Origin of the sequence: Pseudomonas siliginis (assembly GCF_024072275.1) — a bacterium.
Classification (GTDB): domain Bacteria; phylum Pseudomonadota; class Gammaproteobacteria; order Pseudomonadales; family Pseudomonadaceae; genus Aquipseudomonas; species Aquipseudomonas siliginis.
In genome coordinates, this window is the sequence record NZ_CP099598.1 from 1,830,883 (window position 1) to 1,854,577 (window position 23,695).

18 protein-coding genes and 4 tRNA genes are annotated in these 23,695 nt (G+C 59.2%); 14 read left to right on the top strand and 8 right to left on the bottom strand.

Annotated features, from left to right (window positions below; translation table 11 throughout):
- Window positions 1-15 precede the first annotated feature (15 nt).
- Entirely contained in the window at window positions 16-1,167 is a 1,152-nt protein-coding gene (locus tag NF676_RS08675; RefSeq protein WP_252887533.1) for a TDT family transporter, read from the top strand.
- 96 nt (window positions 1,168-1,263) lie between these two features.
- Entirely contained in the window at window positions 1,264-3,135 is a 1,872-nt protein-coding gene (locus NF676_RS08680) for an MFS transporter (RefSeq protein WP_252887534.1), read from the top strand.
- A 103-nt stretch (window positions 3,136-3,238) separates the two neighbouring features.
- Here the strand turns inward: NF676_RS08680 and sugE are convergent, their stop codons facing one another.
- From sugE to rdgC, 3 genes are all read right to left on the bottom strand, one after another.
- A complete protein-coding gene (gene sugE, locus NF676_RS08685; protein WP_041479526.1) occupies window positions 3,239-3,553 on the bottom strand; it encodes a quaternary ammonium compound efflux SMR transporter SugE in 315 nt (104 codons plus the stop codon).
- A gap of 119 nt (window positions 3,554-3,672) precedes the next feature.
- Window positions 3,673-4,638, bottom strand: coding sequence for a bile acid:sodium symporter family protein (locus NF676_RS08690; RefSeq protein WP_041479525.1), 966 nt, complete (start codon window positions 4,636-4,638; stop codon window positions 3,673-3,675).
- A 143-nt stretch (window positions 4,639-4,781) separates the two neighbouring features.
- The gene (gene rdgC / locus NF676_RS08695) at window positions 4,782-5,702 is read right to left on the bottom strand and encodes a recombination-associated protein RdgC (RefSeq protein WP_024012190.1); all 921 of its coding nucleotides are present in this window, start codon (window positions 5,700-5,702) and stop codon (window positions 4,782-4,784) included.
- Between the two features lie 159 nt (window positions 5,703-5,861).
- Here rdgC and NF676_RS08700 point away from each other — a divergent pair.
- The 4 genes from NF676_RS08700 to NF676_RS08715 all read left to right on the top strand — a co-directional run bounded on the left by NF676_RS08700 (window position 5,862) and on the right by NF676_RS08715 (window position 6,395).
- A tRNA-Val gene (locus NF676_RS08700) sits at window positions 5,862-5,937 on the top strand.
- A 19-nt stretch (window positions 5,938-5,956) separates the two neighbouring features.
- Window positions 5,957-6,033, top strand: a tRNA-Asp gene (locus NF676_RS08705).
- A gap of 190 nt (window positions 6,034-6,223) precedes the next feature.
- Window positions 6,224-6,299 (top strand) — tRNA-Val (locus NF676_RS08710).
- A 19-nt stretch (window positions 6,300-6,318) separates the two neighbouring features.
- Window positions 6,319-6,395 (top strand) — tRNA-Asp (locus NF676_RS08715).
- A gap of 89 nt (window positions 6,396-6,484) precedes the next feature.
- Here the strand turns inward: NF676_RS08715 and NF676_RS08720 are convergent.
- Together NF676_RS08720 and NF676_RS08725 are read right to left on the bottom strand one after the other, a co-directional pair.
- Complete coding sequence (locus tag NF676_RS08720; RefSeq protein ID WP_236169113.1) at window positions 6,485-7,654, bottom strand: catalase family protein; 1,170 nt, start codon at window positions 7,652-7,654, stop codon at window positions 6,485-6,487.
- Window positions 7,651-9,462, bottom strand: coding sequence for a di-heme-cytochrome C peroxidase (locus NF676_RS08725; RefSeq protein WP_252887535.1), 1,812 nt, complete (start codon window positions 9,460-9,462; stop codon window positions 7,651-7,653). Before NF676_RS08725 ends, NF676_RS08720 begins: the two co-directional genes overlap by 4 nt.
- A gap of 269 nt (window positions 9,463-9,731) precedes the next feature.
- Between NF676_RS08725 and bamJ the strand changes: the two genes are divergently transcribed.
- From bamJ to NF676_RS08760, 7 genes are all read left to right on the top strand, one after another.
- A complete protein-coding gene (bamJ, locus tag NF676_RS08730; RefSeq protein ID WP_016773732.1) occupies window positions 9,732-10,448 on the top strand; it encodes a BamJ family beta-barrel-assembly machinery protein in 717 nt (238 codons plus the stop codon).
- 292 nt (window positions 10,449-10,740) lie between these two features.
- A complete protein-coding gene (locus tag NF676_RS08735; RefSeq protein WP_016773733.1) occupies window positions 10,741-11,196 on the top strand; it encodes a YkvA family protein in 456 nt (151 codons plus the stop codon).
- 112 nt (window positions 11,197-11,308) lie between these two features.
- Window positions 11,309-11,650 (top strand): helix-turn-helix domain-containing protein, encoded by a 342-nt coding sequence (locus NF676_RS08740; protein WP_056783977.1) that lies wholly within the window; start codon window positions 11,309-11,311, stop codon window positions 11,648-11,650.
- Window positions 11,647-12,018, top strand: coding sequence for a hypothetical protein (locus NF676_RS08745; RefSeq protein ID WP_003223109.1), 372 nt, complete (start codon window positions 11,647-11,649; stop codon window positions 12,016-12,018). Before NF676_RS08740 ends, NF676_RS08745 begins: the two co-directional genes overlap by 4 nt.
- Window positions 12,019-12,426, top strand: a complete 408-nt coding sequence (locus NF676_RS08750; RefSeq protein ID WP_150741333.1) for an SEL1-like repeat protein — start codon at window positions 12,019-12,021, stop codon at window positions 12,424-12,426.
- Window positions 12,427-12,665: 239 nt separating this feature from the next.
- Entirely contained in the window at window positions 12,666-17,432 is a 4,767-nt protein-coding gene (locus tag NF676_RS08755; protein WP_252887536.1) for an RHS repeat-associated core domain-containing protein, read from the top strand.
- Window positions 17,432-17,788, top strand: a complete 357-nt coding sequence (locus NF676_RS08760) for a hypothetical protein (RefSeq protein ID WP_252887537.1) — start codon at window positions 17,432-17,434, stop codon at window positions 17,786-17,788. Before NF676_RS08755 ends, NF676_RS08760 begins: the two co-directional genes overlap by 1 nt.
- A 57-nt stretch (window positions 17,789-17,845) precedes the next feature.
- Here the strand turns inward: NF676_RS08760 and NF676_RS08765 are convergent, their stop codons facing one another.
- Together NF676_RS08765 and NF676_RS08770 are read right to left on the bottom strand one after the other, a co-directional pair.
- Window positions 17,846-19,624 carry a bifunctional diguanylate cyclase/phosphodiesterase gene (locus NF676_RS08765; RefSeq protein ID WP_252887538.1) on the bottom strand — a complete coding sequence of 593 codons (1,779 nt, stop codon included), beginning with the start codon at window positions 19,622-19,624 and terminating at the stop codon, window positions 17,846-17,848.
- Window positions 19,625-19,743: 119 nt separating this feature from the next.
- The gene (locus NF676_RS08770; RefSeq protein WP_177434207.1) at window positions 19,744-21,828 is read right to left on the bottom strand and encodes a carboxy terminal-processing peptidase; all 2,085 of its coding nucleotides are present in this window, start codon (window positions 21,826-21,828) and stop codon (window positions 19,744-19,746) included.
- Window positions 21,829-21,966: 138 nt separating this feature from the next.
- Here NF676_RS08770 and NF676_RS08775 point away from each other — a divergent pair, with 138 nt between their 5' ends.
- A complete protein-coding gene (locus NF676_RS08775; RefSeq protein WP_252887539.1) occupies window positions 21,967-22,929 on the top strand; it encodes a zinc-binding dehydrogenase in 963 nt (320 codons plus the stop codon).
- A 96-nt stretch (window positions 22,930-23,025) separates the two neighbouring features.
- On the opposite strand, the gene NF676_RS08780 is transcribed toward NF676_RS08775, so the two are convergent.
- A complete protein-coding gene (locus NF676_RS08780; RefSeq protein WP_095180777.1) occupies window positions 23,026-23,679 on the bottom strand; it encodes an HAD family hydrolase in 654 nt (217 codons plus the stop codon).
- Window positions 23,680-23,695 lie beyond the last annotated feature (16 nt).

A 23,695-nucleotide genomic window follows, 5' to 3' on the forward strand; every position in this document is an offset into this window, starting at 1 on the left:
GGACAGGAGTTCATGATGATTTGCCCTAATAGTGTCACGCCCGGCTACAAACCTTTCAGCCAGCTTCAGCATCCGCGCGAAGTGATCCGCCAGTTCACGCCGAACTGGTTCGCCGCGACCATGGGCACCGGTGTGCTGGCATTGGCGCTGGCCCAGTTGCCGCTGGCCATTCCCGGATTGCGCGCTGTGGCCGAAGGGCTGTGGCTGTTCAACATTCTATTGTTCAGCTTGTTTACTGCTGCCTACGCCGCGCGCTGGATTTTGTTCTTTGACGAGGCGCAGCGGATTTTCGGTCATTCGACTGTATCGATGTTCTTCGGCACCATTCCCATGGGCCTGGCGACGATCATCAACGGCTTTCTGTTGTTCGGGCTGCCGCGCTGCGGCGACGGTGTCATTCAGCTCGTTGAAGTGTTGTGGTGGATCGATGTAGCGATGTCGCTGGCCTGCGGTGTGTTGATTCCGTACATGATGTTTACCCGTCAGGAACACAGCATCGATCAGATGACTGCGGTCTGGTTGCTGCCGGTGGTGGCGGCGGAAGTGGCAGCGGCCAGCGGCGGTTTGCTCGCCCCGCATCTGACCGACGCCCATGCGCAACTCGTCGTACTGACCACCAGCTATGTGCTCTGGGCTTTCTCCCTGCCGGTGGCGTTCAGCATTCTGACCATCCTGTTGTTGCGTATGGCCTTGCACAAACTGCCCCACGAAAACATGGCCGCGTCGAGCTGGCTCGCCCTCGGTCCGATCGGCACCGGTGCGCTGGGCATGTTGCTGTTGGGCGGTGAGGCGCCAGCGATTTTTGCCGCCAATGGCCTGGCTGGCGTCGGTGAAATCGCTTCGGGCCTGGGCCTGGTGGCGGGGATTACGCTGTGGGGGTTTGGTCTGTGGTGGATGTTGATGGCGCTGCTGATCACCGTGCGTTATCTGCGTGACGGCATTCCGTTCAACCTCGGCTGGTGGGGCTTCACCTTCCCATTGGGCGTGTATTCGCTGGCAACGCTGAAACTGGCAAGCGTCCTCAGCCTCACGTTTTTCAGTGTGTTCGGTACGGCGCTGGTGATTTTGTTGGCGGCAATGTGGCTGATCGTCGGCAAGCGCACCGTGCAGGGCGCGTGGCGTGGCGAGCTGTTTGTCTCGCCGTGTATTGCAGGTTTGAAGAAATAATCCGAAAAGTTTAGGTAAGGTGTGGCCTGGATCGTGGTGCGGGATTCCAATAACAAGCACCCAGGCCTCACTACCTAACATCAGGAAACACGGAAGATGAGTCACCCCTCACAGTTCAACCTGTTGCGCACCCGGCGCTTTTTGCCCTTCTTTATTACGCAGTCGCTCGGCGCGTTCAACGACAACGTGTTCAAGCAGTCGTTGATCCTCGCCATCCTCTATCGGCTGACCATCGAGGGCGATCGCTCAATCTGGGTCAACCTCTGCGCGCTGCTGTTTATCCTGCCGTTTTTCCTGTTCTCGGCGCTGGCCGGGCAGTTCGGGGAAAAATTCGCCAAGGACGCGCTGATCCGTCTGATCAAGCTCGCGGAAATCGCCATCATGGCCGTAGGATCGATCGGCTTTCTCTTCGATCATCTGTCGTTGATGCTGGTGGCGCTGTTCGCCATGGGCACGCATTCGGCGCTGTTCGGCCCGGTGAAGTATTCGATCCTGCCGCAGGCCTTGCGCGACGATGAACTGGTCGGTGGCAACGGTCTGGTGGAAATGGGCACGTTTCTGGCGATTCTCGCTGGCACCATCGGCGCCGGGATCATGATGTCGTCCGAGCACTACGCGCCGGTAGTCTCCGCAGCAATCGTCGGCATTGCCGTGCTGGGTTATCTGGCCAGCCGCAGCATTCCGCGCGCGGCGGCCTCGTCGCCGGAAATGCGCCTGAACTGGAATATCTTCAGTCAGTCCTGGGCGACGTTGAAACTCGGTCTGGGCCAGACGCCTGCGGTGTCACGCTCGATTGTCGGTAACTCGTGGTTCTGGTTTGTCGGGGCGATTTACCTGACGCAGATCCCGGCCTACGCCAAGGAATGGATGCACGGTGACGAAACCGTGGTCACGTTGATTTTGACGGTGTTCTCGGTAGGGATCGCGCTGGGTTCGATGCTCTGCGAGAAGCTCTCCGGGCGCAAAGTCGAGATCGGTCTGGTGCCGTTTGGCTCGTTTGGCCTGACCGTGTTCGGCCTGTTGCTGTGGTGGCATTCCGGTGGGATCCCGGACAGCGTCAGCGGCCATAGCTGGATTGCCGTGCTGGGCTTCGTGCACACCTGGGCGGTGTTGATCGACATCCTTGGCCTCGGCATTTTCGGTGGCTTCTATATTGTCCCGCTGTACGCACTGATCCAGTCGCGCACGGCTGAAAACGAACGCGCGCGGGTGATTGCCGCCAACAACATTCTCAACGCGCTGTTTATGGTGGTGTCGGCGATTGTTTCGATCGCGTTGTTGAGCGTCGTCAAGCTGTCGATCCCGCAACTGTTCCTGGTGGTGTCGCTGCTGAACATCGGCGTCAACGCCTACATCTTCAAGATCGTTCCGGAATTCAGCATGCGCTTCATGATCTGGCTGCTCAGCCATTCCATGTACCGCGTCGAACATCGCAACCTTGAAGCGATCCCGGACGAGGGCGCGGCGCTGTTGGTGTGCAACCACGTGTCGTTCGTTGACGCCTTGCTCATCGGCGGGGCGGTGCGTAGGCCGATTCGCTTTGTCATGTACTACAAGATCTACAACTTGCCGGTGCTGAACTTTATTTTCCGCACGGCGGGCGCGATTCCGATTGCCGGACGCCAGGAAGATATCCAGATCTACGAAAAAGCCTTCACACGCATCGCTCAGTATCTGAAGGACGGTGAGCTGGTGTGCATTTTCCCGGAAGGCAAATTGACCGCCGATGGCGAGATCAACGAGTTTCGCGGCGGCGTGACGCGGATTCTCGAAGAGACCCCGGTGCCGGTGATTCCGCTGGCGCTGCAAGGATTGTGGGGGAGTTTCTTCAGTCGCGATCCGAACAAGGGCTTGTTCCATCGCTTGTGGTCGCGGGTGACGCTGGTGGCGGGGCCGGCGATTACCGAAGGGACCGAGCCGGCGAAGTTGCAGGTGTTGGTGGGGGAATTGCGCGGATCCGTCAGATAGTTGTTGACTGGACGGCCCTCATCGCTGGCAAGCCAGCTCCCACAGGTTCGATGGTGTACACCAATCTTGTGGGAGCTGGCTTGCCAGCGATGGGGCCGGTGGCTTAAGCGCTGACCTTGAGCCCGATCAACCCGGTAACGATCAACGCCACACTGGCCAGCCGAATCAATGCCATCGACTCACCGAACAGAATGATCCCGGCGATCACCGTACCCACCGCACCTACGCCGGTCCAGATCGCATACGCCGTACCCAATGGCAATTCCTTCATCGCCAAGCCCAATAGACCCAGACTGATGGCCATGGCGGCAACGGTCAGGGCGGTGGGAAGCGGGCGGGTGAAGCCGTCGGTGTATTTCAGGCCGACGGCCCAGCCGACTTCGAACAGGCCGGCGCAAAACAGAATGATCCAGGACATGCAGGACCTCCATCGATTGACGGGGTCGTCCCCAGATGAATGACTCGATCGAGCCGCAGGGTCGTCCCCGCGTTGCGCAATATACTGACGAGCATTAACCCGGGGATCAAGTTTTCAGCTCAGTCGGCAGCCCTTTGCGCGAGGTTGTCGCGATCTTCTTTTTCGCTCATGCGCCGGAAGTACGTCGACAGCAGCGCCCCGGAAATATTGTGCCAGACGCTGAACAGCGCGCTCGGCACCGCCGCCAGTGGCGAGAAGTGCGCACTGGCCAATGCCGCGCCCAGTCCCGAATTCTGCATGCCGACCTCCAGTGCCAGCGACTTGCGCTGAGCCAGCGGCAAGCCGAACAGGCGCCCGGTGAAGTAGCCGAGCAGATAGCCGAAGCTGTTGTGCAGCATCACCACCGCCATGATCAGCAGGCCGGACTCGGCGATTTTCGCCTGACTCGCCGCGACCACGGCGGTGACGATAATCACGATGCTGACCACCGACACCAGCGGTAACACATCCACCGCATGCCGCACCTTGTCGCCGAGTAAACGCTGCGCGACCACGCCGAGAACGATCGGCAACAGCACCACTTGCAGGATTGACCAGAACAGCTCCATGAACGATACCGGCAGCCACGCCGAGGCCAGCAGCCAGATCAGTGCCGGGGTCAACAGTGGGGCGAGGAGGGTAGTGACCGCGGCAATCGCCACTGAAAGCGCCAGATCACCGCGTGCCAGCCAGGTCATCACGTTCGAAGAGGTGCCGCTCGGGCAGCAGCCGACCAGAATCACCCCGACGGCGATTTCCGGCGGCAGGTGAAACACCTGGCAGAGCAACCACGCCACACCGGGCATGATCACGAAATGCGCAACCACGCCCAGCGCCACCCGCCATGGATGGCGAGCAACGGCAGCGAAGTCGTCGAGTTTGAGGGTCAGGCCCATGCCGAACATCACCAGACCCAGCAGCGGTACGATCGCGCTTTTCAGGCCGATGAACCACGCCGGTTGCAGGAAGGCCACGACGGCGAATATCAGAACCCAGTAAGCGAAGGTATTGCCGACAAAGCGGCTGAGTGCAGCCAGTGCGCGCATGGCTTGATCCTTATTATTGGTTACACCACAAAACATTGTGGGAGCGAGCCTGCTCGCGAAAGCGGTGAGCCAGATACATTAATGTTGCTGGCGCACCGCATTCGCGAGCAGGCTCGCTCCCACAGGTTAGATGCTCGTCAGAGTCAGATCCCCTGCGGCATCTCTTCCCCACCCAACGCTTCAACCAGCGCCGGCAGGAAGTCGCCGAAGGTCAGCATCATCAGGGTGAAGCTGGCATCCAGTTGGCCCAGGGCTTCGTCGCCACCGTCCTGTTCCGCCTGATCCTGCAGCAGATCTTCGAATTTCAGGCGCTTGACGGTCATCTTGTCGTCGAGCATGAACGACAGTTTGTCCTGCCAGGCCAGCGACAGCTGAGTGACGACTTTGCCGGTGCTCAGGTGCAGTTGGATTTCTTCGCTGGTCAGGTCCTGACGCTTGCAACGGACGATGCCGCCGTCTTCGTGGGTGTCGCGCAGTTCGCACTCGTCCAGTACATAGAAATCGTCGGCGGCTTTCTGTGTGGTGACCCACTCGGTCATCACCGCAGTCGGTGCCATTTTCACGGTCAGCGGACGCACGGGCAGGGTGCCGATCACTTCGCGCAGCGTCGACAGCAGGTCTTCGGCGCGTTTCGGGCTGGCCGAGTTGACCAGGATCAAGCCCTGTTTCGGCGCGATCGCGGCGAAGGTCGACGAACGACGGATGAACGCGCGCGGCAGAAACGCCTGGATAATTTCATCCTTGATCTGGTCGCGTTCCTTCTTATAGACCTTGCGCATCTGCTCGGCTTCGATCTCTTCGACCTTTTCCTTGACCGCGTCACGCACAACGCTGCCCGGCAGAATACGTTCTTCCTTGCGCGCAGAGATCAGCAGGAAATCGCCGCTGACATGCACCAGCGGCGCATCTTCGCCCTTGCCGAATGGTGCGACGAAACCGTAAGTGGTCAGCTCCTGGCTTGCACACGGCCGCGCCAGTTTGGTCGCCAGTGCAGTTTCCAGCGCCTCGGCATCGACAGGCAGGTCTTGGGTCAGGCGATAGATCAGCAGGTTCTTGAACCACATGGGGCGAGTCACTCCTTTATACAAAGGGGGGCATTATTGTCTTCGCCGGGGCGTAGGCCAACCCTTCTCTAAGCCTTTGGAAGGCCTCGGAAAATTATTTAAAAAAGTGCTTGCCAGAGGTTGGGGTGCTCCGTAGAATGCGCGCCACACCGAAGCGAAGGGTGATTAGCTCAGCTGGGAGAGCGTCTGCCTTACAAGCAGAATGTCGGCGGTTCGATCCCGTCATCACCCACCATTCGTTTCAAGTGTTTAGCGCAGCGGTAGTTCAGTCGGTTAGAATACCGGCCTGTCACGCCGGGGGTCGCGGGTTCGAGTCCCGTCCGCTGCGCCATATTCGGTAACCTGGACCACTGAACGCCAGGTCACCACGGAAAAACCCGCTGAGGCGGGTTTTTTTCTGTCTCAAGGTTGTACCCGCGGGATGTATCGTTTCACCGGTTTTCAGATTTTTTTGAAAAATATTCAATTAAATCAACACTTTACGAAAACTTGTGGCATAATGCGCCCCGTAACGAAGCGAAGGGTGATTAGCTCAGCTGGGAGAGCGTCTGCCTTACAAGCAGAATGTCGGCGGTTCGATCCCGTCATCACCCACCATTCGTTTCAAGCGTTTCGCGCAGCGGTAGTTCAGTCGGTTAGAATACCGGCCTGTCACGCCGGGGGTCGCGGGTTCGAGTCCCGTCCGCTGCGCCATATTCGGTATCTGGAACTGAACGCCAGACACCACAAAAAGCCCGCCTTGTGCGGGCTTTTTGCTGTCTGCGATTTATGAAATCGCCGCGCTACTGCGCCGCATTGCGGGCATGCCGATAATCGCTCACCGCCTCGTACACTGCCTTGCGCAAGCGATTGATCCCGCCAATCGGCCGATGCGCCTCGATGCCGAACCACGGGTTGAACGACAGGTTGTCGCATTGCAGATTCAGCGCCGGCGTATCGAAGTCCTGCGCGGGCAGAGTGATCCGCGCCACGGTTTCAAACGGTGCATCTTGCTCACGCCACTCAATGCTGGTGTCCTCGATCGGCATGTACTTGTTCGCGTCCTGGCGCTGGATCTGCAGGGCAAAACACGCCGGCACCCGATCCGTGGATAACTGTTGATTCAGTGCACTGCGCAGAAAATTCGGCAAGTCGTGATTCTGTTTGGGCAAGGTATACGCCGGGCAACGCTCCGGATCCGGCACGACGCGGAATTTCGCATTGGCCTCACCGAACTTGTAGGGCGATACCGAGAAATATGTAGTCTCGGTCGGACTGTCCGGCGGCGCTGACAGCGTAGCCAGCGCGATAGACAGATGACGGACTTGCCAGGTGCGCGGATCCCATGTCGGAAAAAACGCCATTACCTTCTTGCCGTCAGCCTGCGCCGCCACATTCTGACGATACTCGGCGACATCGCTGACAAAGAAATTCGGATGGCTGAACATCACGAAATCCTGTTCATGCTGGTCCTGGCGGTTGCCTAGCAGTTGCGTGCCAGGAACCTCAAGCAACTTGATCGCCATTCCGCGCGCGTCGCGAATGCTGTCGAATTGCGGGTAGGCATTGCCGTTGGACAACCGGATCAGCGCCTGCCAGGTCTTGCCCGGCTCGCTGAACACACCCTGTCGCAGCGATTGCGCCAGTTCCGGTAAAACCTGCACTTGCGCCTTCACGCAGCCATGCGCTTTGGCGTGGGCATCGCGCAGATAACGCGTGCTTTCGCGATGCTGGTCGACGATGCGCACAGCGGTTTGAATGATGTCCTGGGTCATCGCCGCTTCGCCTGGTGGAATCTGTTCCTGCGCCGACACCGGCCCACGATGCTGCCAAGCGAACCACGCGGCGGCGATGGCCCAGCCGAGCAGGCCGATGATCAGCAGGATCAGCAGCGTCTTGCCAAGCAAACGCCCCAACCAGAGCCAGAAGCGAGCCAGTGGCGGCAGTTCTTTTTTGAATGTCGGCATGATCATGGCAACTGCGCCTCCAGTGATCCGCCCAGCACTTTCAGGTATTCGAGCAGCGCCCAGCGCTCCTCTGGTTGCAGGAGGCGGCCGATCACCCCGTTGCCGCGAGCGCCAGCGCGGAATTCGTGGCCGCTGTTGTGGTTGCCGCTGATGCGCGTGTCGAACAGAAAACCGTTGGTGAAAGGCTCGGTGCGATAGCCGAGGTGGCGCGGGTCGTATTCGAGCGTGCCTTTATAGAAGGTGGTGGCGCGCTCATCCTGCGGTGACAGCAACTGATAGATGCTTGGCACCGAACCGTTGTGCAGAAACGGCGCAGTCGCCCACACGCCAGCCAGCGGTCGAGCCTTGTAAGCGACCTTCTCGCGCACGCCGATCGGCAGGCCGAAACCGTCCATGCGCGGTTTTTCTTCCGGCGTGATCTGCGCGTCGCGATAGGCACGGTTTTCCACGAACGCGGTGACGTAAGCCAGGCCCTTGGCCACCGACAATTGGCTCAGATCAAGCGGCGCTTTAGGTTCGGGGTGCAGTCTGACGTCCATTTTTTCCAACTCTTTGACATCCCATTGCAGCGCGCTCAGGTCGAAACGATGGCTGGCAACGTTGTTGGCCGCATTGGGATCGGTACCGATCACGTCTACGGGCAGCATGTGCAAGTGCTGCACCCAGCGTTCGCCTTCCTGCGATTGGCGCGGGACATGGCAGCCGACGCAGTTTTCCGCGAACAGCGCGCGGCCTTTGGCGGCCAGCGGCTTGTCGATCGCACCGAACAGATCTTCCGGCCAGGTCGGCGGCTTCAACTGCTGCAAGGTTTCTTCGATGGCGTGCAGATCGCGCACGCGCACGCTGGAGGGGTAGCGCTCAGCACCTTGCAGCGGCTGGCCGTTGCCGTCGAAGAAATTCAATGTGGCTCCGACGCCGAGCGCTTCGCCGATATTGCGCGCCATCGGTTGCTGGGCCGAGCCATTCCACTGCACCCAATCGAACGTCCACATGTCCCACAGCTGCGGATAATCCACCGGGGCATCGGCTACGCGGTAGTTGGCAGGGGAAATCGCATCGCCAAACGTCGCGTTGGCAATCCGGCCGAACGCATCGGTGCGCCCCGGGCCTTCCTCGGTCGGGTACAGGCCGCGATGGGTGTCGTTCCACGCCACTTTGACGAAGGTGTTCAGCGAGGTCTTGAACTCGCTGCGCAATTGTTCGCGGCGCGCTTCGTAATCATCTCCGAGCACCTGGCGGGCGAAGCGCTCGAACTTCCACGGGTTGTAGTAAGTCGAGGCGAGACTGGCGACCAGGGCCTGTCCGAAACTGCCACCGCGCAACGTAGGAACGCTGGAAGGCAGCACGTGCTGTGCGCTGCCGCCATCGATACGTACGGCCTGGCCTTTGACGCGCAACTCGCCGGTGTGGCAAGCGGCGCAGGTGATGTCCAGATAATGCTCCGAGGCGTTGCCGGGATTCTGGTGCCGGGCAAAACCGACGGGAAGGTTGCCGGGGTTGTTCGCGCTCGCTTTCTGCTGCGGGTCGACCAGGAAGCCGAAACGGGCGAGATATTCAGGGGAGGCGAAGCGCTGCTCGGAGAAGGGCAATTCCAATGCCTGGAACCACTCGTAACGCAGGCCTTTGACTTGCGTACCTTGGGGCGTGAAGTAGTAGGTCTGCCGTTGCTCTTCGCTCCATTGATCCAGGTAACGTACCTGTTGCGGAGGGGTGTAGAAGGGCAATTTCGGGCTGGCGACGTAATAGACGATCACCGCGAGGGCGATTATCGCCAGCACGATCACCAGAGTGAGAGCGCGGAATAGAAGGCGCAAGTTAAACATCCTTGTCGAATTGTTGCGCTGTTATGCCTGAGCCATGACTGCTGGGCAAGTGGCCATTACGCCAGACGCTGAGGCAAGCTCCGATGACGCTTGTCGTCCGTGGATGACAGAAGCTTCATCCAGCCGTTGCCCAAATGCGTTTTAATCCCTGAACTTATCGGAAGATTCCTGCTCTCATGCCGGTAGCCATTGGTCGTGGCGGCCTGATAAGCTCGCGGCTTTACTCGATTGCCCATTCGGCGCATGAACAAGGAAATAGCATGAAACAGCATCGGTTGGCGGCGGCGGTAGCCCTGGTTAGCCTGGTACTCGCGGGTTGTGACTCGCAGACCAGCGTAGAGCTGAAAACCCCGGCGCAAAAAGCTTCCTACGGCATCGGCCTGAACATGGGCAAAAGCCTTGCCCAGGAAGGCATGGATGATCTGGACTCCAAAGCGGTAGCCCAGGGCATCGAAGATGCCGTTGGCAAGAAAGAACAGAAGCTGAAAGATGAAGAACTGGTCGAAGCCTTCGCCTCGCTGCAAAAACGTGCTGAAGAGCGTATGGCCAAGATGAGTGAAGAGTCGGCAGCCGCCGGCAAGAAATTCCTCGAAGAGAACGGCAAGAAAGCCGGTGTGACCACCACCGCTTCCGGCCTGCAGTACGAAGTAGTGAAGAAAGCCGACGGCCCACAGCCTAAGCCGACCGACGTCGTAACTGTTCACTACACCGGCAAGCTGACCAACGGCACCGTGTTCGACAGCTCCGTAGAGCGCGGCAGCCCGATCGATCTGCCAGTCAGTGGCGTGATCCCGGGTTGGGTTGAAGGTCTGCAACTGATGCACGTTGGCGAGAAGTACAAACTGTACATCCCTAGCGATCTGGCTTACGGCGCTCAGTCGCCAAGCCCGGCAATCCCGGCCAACTCGGTTCTGGTTTTCGACCTGGAACTGCTGGCCATCAAGGATCCAGCCAAAGAAGACGCCGCTGCCAAGTAACACGCAACGGCTCGAAAACAACGCCTCGCACATGCGGGGCGTTGTTGCATCTGCAGGTCAGGGAAGGTAAACAGAGCGAACTGACAGCGATCAGCACAGTCATAGCTTTGAGGCTGCCCGCGCTAGACGCCCTGAGCTGCCAAGTCAATGAAATATTGGGCTTTTTTATGTGAGTAAAAAACGCCCGATCTGAGCGCAGCCCTTATGAAACGGGGCTCTCAGCGCTGAAATGCAGCTCTGTTCACAAGGTTATCCACAATTTGTGTGGATAACATTTCAACGGGAAGAATAGATGAAAGCTCCGTGGAATTTCGCTCGATTCCTGCCGTTGGCCGGTCGCCTGCTGGCCCGTGGACGCTTGCCGACCCTGTTGTTTGCCGTGGCCAGCAAAGGCGCCGCGCAAGGCAATCGCCTGGGCAAACTCAAGGATGATCTGCGCTTGCTGCAGTCGCTGTGCCTGGCCTACTGGCGTGGCGAGTATCGCGCGATCAGTGCCAAGTCGCTGATTTCGGTGGTGGCCGGCCTGATGTATTTCCTCAGCCCGGTCGATGCCATTCCGGATTTCATTCCCATGTTCGGCATGCTCGATGACATCGCTGTCCTCGCCTGGCTGATGAAAACCCTCGATGACGAGCTCAACGCCTTCCGCCTGTGGCGCAAGCGCCAGCAACCGGAGAAGCTGGCGGTGGTTGAGCGCCTTCCTGATACCCCTGAACAATTGCAGCTGCAAGGCCCGAAAAAGCCCTGACTGACGAAGACTGCCTACAGATAGATACCACTCGCGACCTTGGCCGCTGTTAGGATTACACTTCTAGGGAAAAGTGCCGACTCGCTAAGTGGTGTTGTCCTACGGGGTAGTCATGGATATTCAGATAATTGCACGCGATGGCGAACCCGAATACGCGGTTCTGCCGTGGGCTCAATATCAGGCTTTACTGAAAGCAGCAGGGATCAACGCAACACCGGTGCAGCAGCCAGCAGCGCCGCTCGCCGCCTCGCCGGAGCCGATTCTTCCGGGTCTGGATCAATTACGCAGTTTGCGCGAAGGGAAGGGCATCGCCATCGAGGCGCTGGCCCGCACGGTAGGTATCAGCCCGTCTTATCTGGCCATGATCGAAAGTGGTGAGCGTCAGCCCGACGCCGCGATTCGCCGCAGCCTGGCCTGGGAACTGACGGTGCCGGGTTGGAGGGACGAATCGTGAGCGTACGAATCAGCCGTCAACATTGGGACGGATTGCTGGGGGAACTGGACCAGGCGCGTCGTCAGCGCCATCTTCTCACTTATCGAGCCTTGCTTGAGCGTTTGCAGCTGCCGACGCCGGCGATGCAGACACTGACGGCTGCGCTGGAGCATCTGGCCGCACTGGACGCCAAAGCCGAGCAGCCGTTGCGCAGTTCGCTGGTCATCAGTCAGGGCGCCAGTCGTTTGCCGCGTACCGGTTTTTTTGAATGTGTCGAGCGTCTGGGGCGCTTTTCCGGGCCTTCGGATGGCGTTGCAGCGGCGTCCTGGCATGCGTCGGAAGTGGTGCGCGTCTTCGAATACGAATACCCGGAGTCGGCGGAGGCCTGAGTGTTTCTGCGCCTCAAGGCGCGGGCCGGTTACTGGCTGGCCCGCAGGCTGTTTCATTGGTCGTGGTTCGTTCGCCAGCCGCGTGGCTGGCGCTGGCTCGAAGGCCAGTTTGCACGCATGGCCAACCTCGGCGATGTCGGTGCGCAAAGCTTTTATGGGCACATTCTGACTTTTCGCGGCGTCGGGTTAGGCGCGCGTGAAGAAGGCGTGCGCTTACTGCGTCTGGCGGCGTTGGCTGGTGATGGTAAAGCGGCGTATCAAGTCGGCGTGATCAGCCTCGCCGGTACCCCGAGCAAGGCGCCGGATCCCGCTGAGGCCGCTCGTTGGTGGAGCATGGCCGCCAAAGCCGGCCACCCGTTGGCCGAGCTTAAGCTGCAACAGCTGATGGCTGATGATTCAATGCAGTAATTCCATGTATGTCTTCTAAGTAAACGCGGCGTGAGGTTTTCCTCACGGCGCGTTTACGTTTCTGCCTGCACGTTTTTCGCTTGATGCTGGATTGCAGATTAGTCCTACATCCTTTGCCTACTCGCCTGACTTCTTTCCTTTCTGATCCCCCGCACAGTTCCCGCGACTAATTTCTTGCGCGAGGGACCGCTCATGCTTCAGCCCGTTTTTCAGCCCACCTTGTCTGCCTGCGTGTGTTGATGGAAGCCATCGCTCGCATCGAGCAGGAACTCGACAGTTTCCCGCAAACGCTCAGCCTCTACCGCAAACAGCTCGATCACTGGCTCAGTCGCAGGGTGGACCAGATCAGCGAGGCAGCAGACCTGCCATCGCTGGTGGGCATGGAGCGGATCATCCGCTTCGGCGATAGCCGCACGGCGGTCAGTAGCAGCGACGAGGAGTTTTCTTCCAGCGTTGTCCAGTGCCCGCAGGGCGGGCTCATGCAGATCGAGAGCAAGTTCGAATCGGTCTACGACATCCCGCTGGGCAACATTTCCGTCGATGTGGTCGACGTGGATAGCGGCAAAACCAGCCCGGTCACCCTTGATCAGCAGGGCAAGGCTGAATTCAGAGGCGAAGAGGGCAAGTTCTACCGCGTTCTGGTCCACAGCGCTGTCACCTCCAGTCAAGTCGACGAGCTGTTCAAATCCTACAACGGTTTGACCGGCGAACTGAAACGCTGGCTGCGTAGCGAGTGGCAGGGTTTCAAGCCGCAGTGGTCACAGTCGGTGGCGACCGCAGCCAGCAACGGCATGCTCGCCGGCAGTTGGGCGGCCATCGAGGGGGTATGGGACAGCCTCGGACTGCTCTCGGAAATTCTCCAGGACCCCGGCAAGTTTGCCGAGCGTTTGGGCAGTGGCGCGGCTGAGCTGATCGAGCTGGCACAGACCGCGCCAAATCTCATGGAAAAGCTGCAGTTGCTGGTCAGTGACGAAGCGGCGATGTGCTTGCTGCTGCGGTCGGCAAGCCTGTGGCTGGACATGCTGCCGCCCAGCGAGATTGCCGGCAAATCTGCTGAAGTGGCGTCGATGATGATCGTGCAACTGATCATCGATGTGTTGATCAGCGTGGTGCTGACGTTTGTCGGAGCGGGGGCGGGGATCGCTTATCTGACGCTGCGTCTGGCTGACCGTGCAACGCAGCTGTTCAACGTCGCCAAGCGTCTGGTCAAGGCGCTGTTCAGCATCGTCAGCGCCTTCATTGAATACGTCGACCGCTACAAAGCCGTTGCCGCGCGCGGCATCGCCGCCGGGGTGAAAAAGGGCCGGATGCAATTGCGCTGGGATGCCCAGCGCAACGCCATGTTGAAGAAAGACGAACAGCACGACGACGTCCCCGACCAGGCAAAAAACCCCAACGGCGACGCCGCCGATTGCGTCCCCAATACCTGCAAAAACGGCTGTCCGGTGTCGATGGTCACCGGCGAGGAACTGCTGACCCTGACCGACGCGGTGCTCGATGGCGTGCTGCCCTTCGAGTTCACCCGCTTGTACCGCAGCAGCGCGGTCGAGATCGACATCGGCCTGGGTTTTGGCTGGAGCCACACGCTGGCCCATCGCCTGTCCTTCGACGGCGATGGCGTGATCTGGATCGACCACGAAAACCGCCGCACTCGTTTTCCCCTGCCCAACGTCGCGCGCCCAGCGATTCACAACAGCCTGTCGCGGGCGGCGATCTTTCTCGGCGATGAGCCGGAAGAACTGATTCTGGTTTTGGCCGGCGACAGCGCGCGCTTTTATCACTTTCGCGCCGGCCGGCTGACGGCGATCAGCGACGTCTACGGCAATCGTCTGACCCTGCAACGCGATCGCTCCGACCGCATTCAGCGTCTGGACAACGGCGCCGGCCGCGCCCTGCTGTTGCGTTATGACCGCGCGCAACTGGTGGCGATCGATTATCAGGTGTTCGTCCAAGGCGAGTGGACCACCGAGCAAACCCTCGCCACCTACAGCTTCGATGCCCGGCAACGCCTGCTGACCGCGACCAACGCGGTCGGCGACAGCGAACGCTACGACTACGACGACCATCACGTCATCCTCCAGCGCCAGCTGACCGGCGGCGCGAGCTTCTTCTGGGAGTGGCAGCGCGAGGGCAAAGCGGCGCGCTGCGTGAGGCACTGGGCTTCGTTCTCGCAGATGAACACCCGTTACGTCTGGAACGATGACGACGCCAGCGTGACCGTGCATTACGTCGACGGTACCGAAGAAGTCTACGTCCACGACGAGCGCGCGCGACTGGTGCGCCAGGTTGCGGCCGATGGCGGCGAGCAGCTCAAGGCCTATGACCAGCAGGGGCGATTGATCGCCGAGCAGGATGCGTTGGGCGCGGTCACCGAATATCGCTACGACGAACTCGGACGGCTGATCGCGCTGATTCCGCCGGACGATGCACCAACGTCCTACGAGTACCGCAACGGTTTTCTCTACAAGCGTTGCCGTGGTGATGCGGTGTGGATCTACCGGCGCAACGCTGAAGGCGCCGTCACCGAAGCGGTCGATCCCCACGGCCAGGTCACCCATTACTACTACAACCTGCGCGGGCAATTGCTGTCGCTGCGTTATCCGGACAGCAGCCGCCACCGCTGGGTGTGGAACGAGCTCGGTCAGCTCATCGAAGAAACCCTGCCCGATGGCGGCGTGCGGCGCTTTTCCTACGATGCGCTGGGACGGCGGATTACCACCCAGGACGAATTTGGTGTTGTCAGTCGTCAGCAGTGGGACGCGGCCGGCCGACTGATCCTGACGACTTCTCCTACGGGCAGCACGCGCGCCTACAGCTACGGCGCCTACGGCCAGATCACCGCTGAGCGCGACGAGCTCGGGCGCATCACCCGCTACGAATATGACGACGACCTGCACCTGGTCTCGCGGCGGATCAATCCTGACGGCACCCGCGTGCAGTACCGCTATGACCATGCGCGGCTGTTGCTGACCGAGATTGAAAACGAGTCCGGAGAAAAGTACCGACTGGATTACACGCCGACCGGATTGATCCGACAGGAAACCGGGTTTGATGGGCGGCGCACGGCTTATGCCTACGACCTTAATGGTCATTTGCTGGAGAAGACCGAGTTTGGTGATTTCGGCCCCAGTCTGGTCACCCACTATGAGCGCGACAAGGCCGGGCGTTTGCTGGTCAAAACCCTGCCCGATGGGCTCAAAGTCCGCTACGACTACGATCGCCTCGGTCGGTTGATCGGCGTCGATGACGGGCAAAACCATCCGCTGGCCTTCGAGTACGACCGTCAGGACCGGCTGATCACCGAGCATCAGGGCTGGGGCACCTTGCGCTACGCCTATGACGCCTGCGGTCAGCTCAAGCGCCTGCGCCTGCCGGACAACAGCAAGCTCGATTACCACTACGCCAAGGGCGGTGCGCTGTCGGCCATCGACCTTAATGGCACGCCGCTCACGCGCCACGTCTACCAGTCCGGTCGCGAACAGCAACGCCAGCAAGGTTTGCTGCTCAGCGAATATTCTTACGACGATCAGGGCCGCTTGCTTGCCCACGCTGTAGGTCATCGCCACGCTTCGCTGTACCGCCGCGATTATGCCTACAGCGCCAACGGCAATCTCGAGCACATTGTCGACAGCCGCCACGGCCAGCGCACTTATGGCTACGACGCCCTCGACCGGTTGATCCGCGTACGTCACTCACGCGACGAGCTGCCCGAATCCTTCGCCCACGACCCGGCCGGCAACCTGCTGATGCAGGATCGTCCCGGCCCTGCGCAGATCAAGGGCAATCGCCTGCTGATGCAGGGCGACCGTCATTACGACTACGACGCCTTCGGCAACCTGATCCGCGAACGCCGAGGCCACGGCCAGACCCTGGTCACCGAATACCGCTACGACTGCCAGCACCGCCTGATCGGCCTGACCCGCCCCGACGGCCAGACCGCCACTTATCACTACGACGCCTTCGGCCGGCGCATCCGCAAAAGCGTAGACGGCGCCGTCACCGAGTTCTTCTGGCAAGGCGAACACCTCGTCGCCGAAAGCAGCGCCAGCCAATACCGCAGCTTCCTCTACGAACCCGGCACCTTCCGCCCGTTGGCGATGCTCGACGGCAAAGGCCCGAAAAAAGCCTGCCCGTTCTACTACCAACTCGACCACCTCGGCACCCCGCAGGAACTCACCGACTACAGCGGCGAAATCGTCTGGTCCGCGCAATACGACGCCTACGGCAAAGTCGCCGCTGTGACCTTGGCCGGCGAAGACTACCTCGACCAACCGCTGCGTTTTCAGGGGCAGTACTTCGATGTTGAAAGTGGCCTGCATTACAACCGCCATCGGTATTACGACCCGAGATTGGGGCGGTATCTGACACCGGATCCGGTGAAGCTCGCGGGTGGGTTGAATCAGTACCAGTACGTGCCGAATCCGACGGGGTGGGTGGATCCGTTGGGGTTGACGTCCAATTGCCCGCCGCCGAAGAAGCCTGGGTGTGAGGTTCCGGGTGGGATTGGTGGGGCTAAAGTGGATGATGGTGAACCTGCGCTGCCGAAGATGACGGCTCAGGAGCGTCGGGCGAGGATTGATGAATTAGCTGAAGAAAACGCATACCGACGTTTGCATGAAATGGAGAATCCACAAAATGGAGAGCATTTTCTGGAAAAGCACGGCGCCCAAACAACACTACGGTCGCAATTTGAAAGGATCATGACAGGAAAAAATCCAACGACTGGCGTTATAGAGACCTACACCGGTGGATCACACCATGGAGAACCTAAAATTCCAAGCGCGGCTACTCATTTTTTCAGCCATAGAGATCAGCTGAACGCTATCTATAGAGCAAAACTTATATTCCGTCAGACTAATCTTCAAACATCTAGAAGGCCTATGGACATGGGAAAGATAATTGGGGAAGGTTATACCAGAGACGGCATTTATGGGCAGCAGAGGAAAGCCGTGGTTATTCTGAGAGCTAATGGCGATACCGTGACTTCATATGCGGATTTTGAATGATGAAAAAAACGTATGAAATTGTAGATATAAAAAACTTATTGTTTGTTTTTGATATAGAAAATACTACTGATGTCGAGAGGGAGCGATTAATAGTTGAAAAAAATGTAAACGATTCGCGTCAGTTAAAAGAGCTTTTCGATACTGTGTTAAGGCCTGAATTTTGTGAATACACAGATGCAGAACAAGAATCGCTAATAAATACTGTCGAACATTTTTTGGAGAGAAACGACAATTTCGACCGTGTATTTAACCGAATGACAACTTATTTTGACGAAGAAATTACCGATAGGTCTAGTTTTATGAGACTTCTATTGGAGTGCTTAACAAGGTATCGGGATGAAACGGGCTGTGGCTAAAAATCTGCATTCTGGAGTGGCGCCTGGCAAGTAAGCACGCACTCTACTACGTCGAGTTTAACCGACTAACTGTGATGCCTTTGGAGACGCAGTAGGATCGAGCAAATACACACTAAACCCCACAACCCCCTTCGCATGATGCTTAGCCTGCGAAGCCATCTCCGCAAGCTGGCTGGCATCAAGCGTTGCACAAGCTTCAGGTCGCAAATGCACCACCCCAATCGATAACGACAACAACGCAAACTCCTGCCGCACACCCTGGCGATTCGGCGCAATAAAACATCCCGCCTCAAGGTGTTCAGGCCGATAGAAGCGGCGGCATTGGCTTCGGAAATCGTCGAGCAGTTGGTTGAGGCGTTTGCGCCAGTCTTCGGGGCCGAGGACGAGGAGGAAGTCGTCGCCGCCGATGTGACCGACAAAGTCGCGGGTGGGGTCGATGCGTTCGTTGAGGCATTGCGCGAGGCAGAGCAGGACTTCGTCGCCGCGACCGTAGCCGTAGATGTCGTTGAAGGGTTTGAAGCTGTCAATGTCGACGTAGCAGATGATCGATTCGCGGGCCTGTTGCAGCAGGCGGGTGAGGCACTGCTGGATCGGTACGTTGCCCGGCAGCAGGGTGAGGGGATTGGCGTAGCGCGCCTGCTGGATTTTCAGTTCGGTGATCAGTTTCAGCACGTCGATCACTCGGCCGAGGCCTAGATAACCGCCGTTGAGGGTGATGATGAAGTCTTCTTCGATGCGCTGGCGTGCGCGGCTGGTGATCAGGCGGCTGACTTGCTGCAGCGACTGGCTGATTTCCACGGCGAGGAAATCATCGTTCATCAGGCGGCTGATCGGTTTGCGCGCGAAAAGATCGGTGGCAAACGGTTTGAGCAGTGCGTCCGACAGCGAGTGGCGATGGACGATGCCGCAGGGCTGGCCTTGTTCGTCGAGCACCGCGAGCGAATTGAGGTTGGCCTGGCGGCGAAAGGCTTCCAGTACCGTCGCGGTGGGCGTATCGCGTTGCACGGCGGGCTGGTCGTTGAGCAGGGCGCTGAGGTCGCTGCCTTCGTCATTCAGCGCGACGGCGCTGCTGTCGTGTTTGGGCATCATCGCGCGAGCGTCGCGGGACGGATGTTCCTGAGGGCGGCCGAGCAGGTAGCCCTGCACCAGGTCGACGCCCATTTCAGTCAGCACCGCGAGTTCTTCCGGTAGCTCGATGCCTTCAGCAATGACCTGCGCGCGGGACGCTTTGGCGATTTGCAGAATCGAACCGACAAACTCTCTTTTCAAGGCGTCCTGATGAATGCCATCAATGAAGTGTCGGTCGATCTTCACGTAGTCCGGACGCAATTCTGACCATAAACGCAGGCTTGAATAGCCGGCACCGAGATCGTCCAGAGCAATGGAAAAGCCCATCGCCCGGTAGTGGTGCAGGGCGGTTTGCAGTAACTGAAAGTCGTCAATCGGCGTCTGTTCGGTGAGTTCGATCACCACTTGGCTCGGCGCAATCCCCAAGTCTTGCAGCAGCTGCAATGTGCGGCCCGGTTGGTGCGCGGCTTCGAGCAAAGACTCGGGTGAGACATTGAGGAACAGCTTGCCCGGCAGTTGCTGTTCGTTGAAGCGGCGGCAGGCGCTTTGTCGGCAGGCGATTTCCAGTTCACTCAATCGACCAGCCTGTCGTGCAACGGCGAACAGGGCAATCGGCGAGTGAAGAGGGCTGTTGGACGGCCCACGGGTGAGGGCTTCGTAACCGAGAATGCGGCGTTCGGAGAGACAGATGATCGGCTGGAACAGACTGTGCAAACCGCTTTGAGTCAGGATCGAGCTCAAGGCGCTCAGCTGTTCGGTCGTGGTCATGGCAGTCTCTGGCGATAAAAAAAAGGACCGGGAGCGCTTGCTCCCGGTCCTTTATTGCACGACAGAATGATGACTGTTTGATGACGATCCGTGGATCGCCAGCACTAAATTGCCATCACTTACTTCTTGGCCACCTGATTGCTCAGTTTCAGGTAATCCAGCAGTACGCGCCCGGTTTCGCTCAGGTAGGCATCGTCTTCCGGTTTGACCTTGTCCGGCTCGGCAGCGGCCAGTGCGTCTTCGTCTTCTTTCTTCAGCTCTTTGAGCGGTTCTTCGCCTTTGGCCTTGCGACGGATGTTCTCCATCGCCAGTTGCTTGGCGTCGATGTCGGCGTGCTGGGCACGACGATCGGCTTCGTTGAGGCTGACGGTTTTTTCTTCCATCAGTTTCTGCGCCAGGGCCAGCTTGTCGCGGATGAACACGAACTCGGCATCCTTGTTGGTGCGCGAGTCATGTTCGGACTTCAACTGGGCGAGGAACGGCTTGAACGGATCGGCCGCCGGCTTGATCGCCGCGCGAATGGTGTCCCACGGCATGGCTTCCGGCAGGGCACTTTCGCCGATTTCCTTGGTGTCGATCAGCGACGGGTAGTCGATGTCCGGCAGTACACCCTGATGCTGGGTGCTCTGCCCGGAGACACGGTAGAACTTGGCCAGGGTCAGTTTCAGTTCGCCGTGGTTCAGCGGCTGAATGGTTTGCACAGTGCCTTTACCGAAAGTCTGCCCGCCGATGATCAATGCGCGATGGTAGTCCTGCATGGCGCCGGCGAAGATCTCCGAGGCCGAGGCGGACAGGCGGTTGACCAACAGCGCCATCGGGCCTTTGTAGAACGCGCCCGGGTTTTCATCTTCGAGCACGTCGACACGGCCGTCGGCGTTACGCACGAGTACGGTCGGACCTTTGTCGATGAACAGGCTGGTCAGCTCGGTGGCTTCCTGCAGGGAGCCGCCGCCGTTGTTGCGCAGGTCGATGACCACGCCGTCGACTTTGTCCTTCTGCAGCTCGGTCAGCAGCTTCTTGACGTCGCGAGTGGTGCTCTTGTAGTCCGGATCGCCGGCACGGAATGCCTTGAAGTCGAGGTAGAAGGCCGGGATCTCGATCACGCCAAGTTTGTAGTCCTTGCCGTCCTGTTTCAGGCTGAGAATCGACTTCTTCACGGCCTGATCTTCGAGCTTCACCGCTTCACGGGTGATCGGCACGATCTTGGTGGTCTGGTCGTTCGGCGCATTGCTCGCCGGAATGACTTCCAGACGCACCACGGTGCCTTTAGGACCGCGAATCAATTTGACCACTTCGTCCAGACGCCAGCCGACCACGTCGACCATTTCCTTGTTGCCCTGGGCAACGCCGATGATCTTGTCGGCCGGAGCGACCTGCTTGGTCTTGTCCGCCGGGCCAGCCGGCACCAGACGCACGACCTTCACTTGATCATTGTCGCTCTGCAACACGGCACCGATGCCCTCAAGGGACAGACTCATGTTGATGTCGAAGTTTTCCGCGTTATCCGGCGACAGATAGTTGGTGTGCGGGTCGTAGGACATGGCGAAGGTGTTGATGTACGCCTGGAAAATGTCCTCGGCACGGGTCTGGTCGAGGCGCGCCAGCTGATTCTTGTAGCGCTTGGTCAGGGTTTCCTGGATCTGCTTCGGGTCTTTGCCGGCGATCTTCTGGCGCAGCACTTCGTCCTTGACGCGTTTGCGCCAGAGGTCGTCGAGTTCCGCGGTGGACTTGAGCCAAGGCGCGTCCTTGCGATCGATCAGCAAGGTCTCCTTGGTGTTGAAGTCCATCTTGTCGACGCCTTTGTTCAGCTCGGCAAGGGCGAAGTCCAGACGCGCTTTGACGCGGTCCAGGTAGCGCTTGTAGATGGTGAACCCGGCGTTGAGGTCGCCGCTTTTGAGGAAGTCGTCGAACTGGGTCTTCCACTTGTCGAATTCGGCGATGTCGCTGGCCATGAAATAGCTGCGCGACGGGTCGAGCAGCTTGATGTAGCTGTCGTAGATGATCACCGAGCGCGCATCGTCGAGCGGCGGCTTGCTGTAGTGGTGACGCTTGAGCAACTCGACGACGTTCAGGCTGGCGATGACTTCATCGCGATCAGGCTGCAACTTGTCCCAGCTGTTGGCTGCGAATGTGGTGCCCGACACCGGCAACAGGCCGATACCGATGAAAAGAGCGAGGGCGGTGCTGGGGAGCAGATGCTTCATGCTGATTCGACGCGGGGACAATTGATAACGCATATTAGGCCGTCTTTGAAGTCGCCGGTTCTTTGAGAGCCGGTCGCATAATGCAAAAAGCCCGGCGCTACAGCTTCGGGCTCAGTCCAGACTCACTATGGAGGCAGTGTGAAGGCATTGCAAGGCGTTGAAGGTCAAGTGGCATGGGTTGAAGAGCCGAGTCCGACGTGCGATGTAGGACAAGTCCGCATCCGGGTGGCGGCAGCCGGCCTCAATCGCGCCGATTTATTACAGAAAGCAGGGCTTTATCCGCCGCCAGCCGGGGCCAGCCAAGTGCTTGGTCTTGAGTGCTCCGGGGTGATCAGCGAGGTCGGCGCGGGCTCGTCCTGGCAAGTCGGTGACCGGGTCTGCGCCTTGCTGGCCGGGGGCGGCATGGCTGAAGAGGTGGTCGTCGACGGACGGCATGTGCTGCCGGTGCCCGAAGGTATTTCGCTGATCGAGGCGGCGGCATTGCCCGAGGTGTACGCCACCGTCTGGCTGAATGTGTTTCAACTTGCAGCGCTGAAACCCGGTGAGAAAATTCTCCTGCACGCCGGCGCAAGTGGAATCGGTTCAGCCGCCATTCAGCTGTGCAAAGCCTTCGGCAACCCGTGCTGGGTCAGCGTCGGTTCCGCCGAACGCCTGGCTTACTGCGAAGCGTTGGGTGCGCAGGGCGGCGTGGTGCGCACCGATGAAATTGAAAGCCTGCGCGACTTCGGGCCGTTCGATGTGATTCTCGACCCGGTGGGCGGCAATTATGCGGCGCTGAACCTCAAGCTGATGGCGCTGGACGGACGTTGGGTGCTGATCGGTTTGATGGGCGGGCGCGAGGCGAAACTGGATCTGGCGCAGGTGTTGGCCAAGCGTGTGCAACTGCTCGGCTCGACGTTGCGCAGCCGTAGCGATCAATTCAAGGCCGATCTTCTCAGTGATCTGGGCCAGCATGTGTGGCCGCTGTTTGCCGAGGGCCGCTTGCGTCCGCAATTGGCCAGAGCCTTTGCGGTGAAGGATGCCGAAGCAGCGTTTGCCCAACTGGCGAGCAATACGGTGGCGGGCAAGTTGGTGTTGGTGATCAATGAGGGTTTGAGCTGACAGCAAAGCAAGGTCAAAAGATCGCAGCCTTCGGCAGCTCCTACAGAGGCACGCATTCCAAAAGTAGGAGCTGCCGAAGGCTGCGATCTTTTGCTTTTATTTCCAGAGGTGGATCGGCCAGCCGGATTTTTCCGCGTGCTCGAGTAGCACCGGATCCGGATTGACCACGTGTGGAAAATCCACTTTCAACAGCAGCGGCAAGTCATTGCGCGAATCGGAATAGAAACTCGCGCCCTCGAGGTTTTCTTCTTCGGCGTCCAGCCATTCCAGCAGGCGAGTGATCTTGCCTTCGCGGTAGGTCAACGTGCCCACGGTATGGCCGCTGTAAACGCCGTGCGCGACTTCCAGTTCAATCCCTAGAATCTCGTCGATGCCGAGTCGATCGGCAATCGGTCTGACCAGGTGCGTGCCCGACGCCGAGATCACCAGAATCCGGTCGCCGGCCTTGCGGTGCGCGGCGATGGTTTTGGTCGCGTCGCTGAAGATGATCGGTTCGATAAAGTCTTCAACCCACGGCCCGACCAGGTGCTCGACTTCTTCTGGCGTACGGCCGATCAGCGGTTCGAGGCTGAACGCCATGTAATCTTCCATGCGTAATTTGCCATGGCTGTAGGCGTCCATCAGTTCGTTGTTCTTGCGCATGAACGACTCGGGATCGACCCAGCCCAGGCGCCCCATCTGCTCGCTCCAGAGGGTGGCGCAGTCGCCGTGGATCAACGTTTCGTCCAGATCAAAAATTGCCAGGGCCATCAGTGCAGTTCTCTCT

Coding starts and splice junctions, on each gene's coding strand:
- NF676_RS08780 (WP_095180777.1), bottom strand. CDS start 23,679: ATGGCCCTGGCAATTTTTGATCTGGACGAAACGTTGATCCACGGCGAC.
- NF676_RS08675 (WP_252887533.1), top strand. CDS start 16: ATGATTTGCCCTAATAGTGTCACGCCCGGCTACAAACCTTTCAGCCAG.
- NF676_RS08740 (WP_056783977.1), top strand. CDS start 11,309: ATGGATATTCAGATAATTGCACGCGATGGCGAACCCGAATACGCGGTT.
- bamJ (WP_016773732.1), top strand. CDS start 9,732: ATGAAACAGCATCGGTTGGCGGCGGCGGTAGCCCTGGTTAGCCTGGTA.
- NF676_RS08760 (WP_252887537.1), top strand. CDS start 17,432: ATGAAAAAAACGTATGAAATTGTAGATATAAAAAACTTATTGTTTGTT.
- NF676_RS08720 (WP_236169113.1), bottom strand. CDS start 7,654: ATGATCATGCCGACATTCAAAAAAGAACTGCCGCCACTGGCTCGCTTC.
- NF676_RS08755 (WP_252887536.1), top strand. CDS start 12,666: ATGGAAGCCATCGCTCGCATCGAGCAGGAACTCGACAGTTTCCCGCAA.
- NF676_RS08770 (WP_177434207.1), bottom strand. CDS start 21,828: ATGAAGCATCTGCTCCCCAGCACCGCCCTCGCTCTTTTCATCGGTATC.
- sugE (WP_041479526.1), bottom strand. CDS start 3,553: ATGTCCTGGATCATTCTGTTTTGCGCCGGCCTGTTCGAAGTCGGCTGG.
- rdgC (WP_024012190.1), bottom strand. CDS start 5,702: ATGTGGTTCAAGAACCTGCTGATCTATCGCCTGACCCAAGACCTGCCT.
- NF676_RS08735 (WP_016773733.1), top strand. CDS start 10,741: ATGAAAGCTCCGTGGAATTTCGCTCGATTCCTGCCGTTGGCCGGTCGC.
- NF676_RS08680 (WP_252887534.1), top strand. CDS start 1,264: ATGAGTCACCCCTCACAGTTCAACCTGTTGCGCACCCGGCGCTTTTTG.
- NF676_RS08765 (WP_252887538.1), bottom strand. CDS start 19,624: ATGACCACGACCGAACAGCTGAGCGCCTTGAGCTCGATCCTGACTCAA.
- NF676_RS08690 (WP_041479525.1), bottom strand. CDS start 4,638: ATGCGCGCACTGGCTGCACTCAGCCGCTTTGTCGGCAATACCTTCGCT.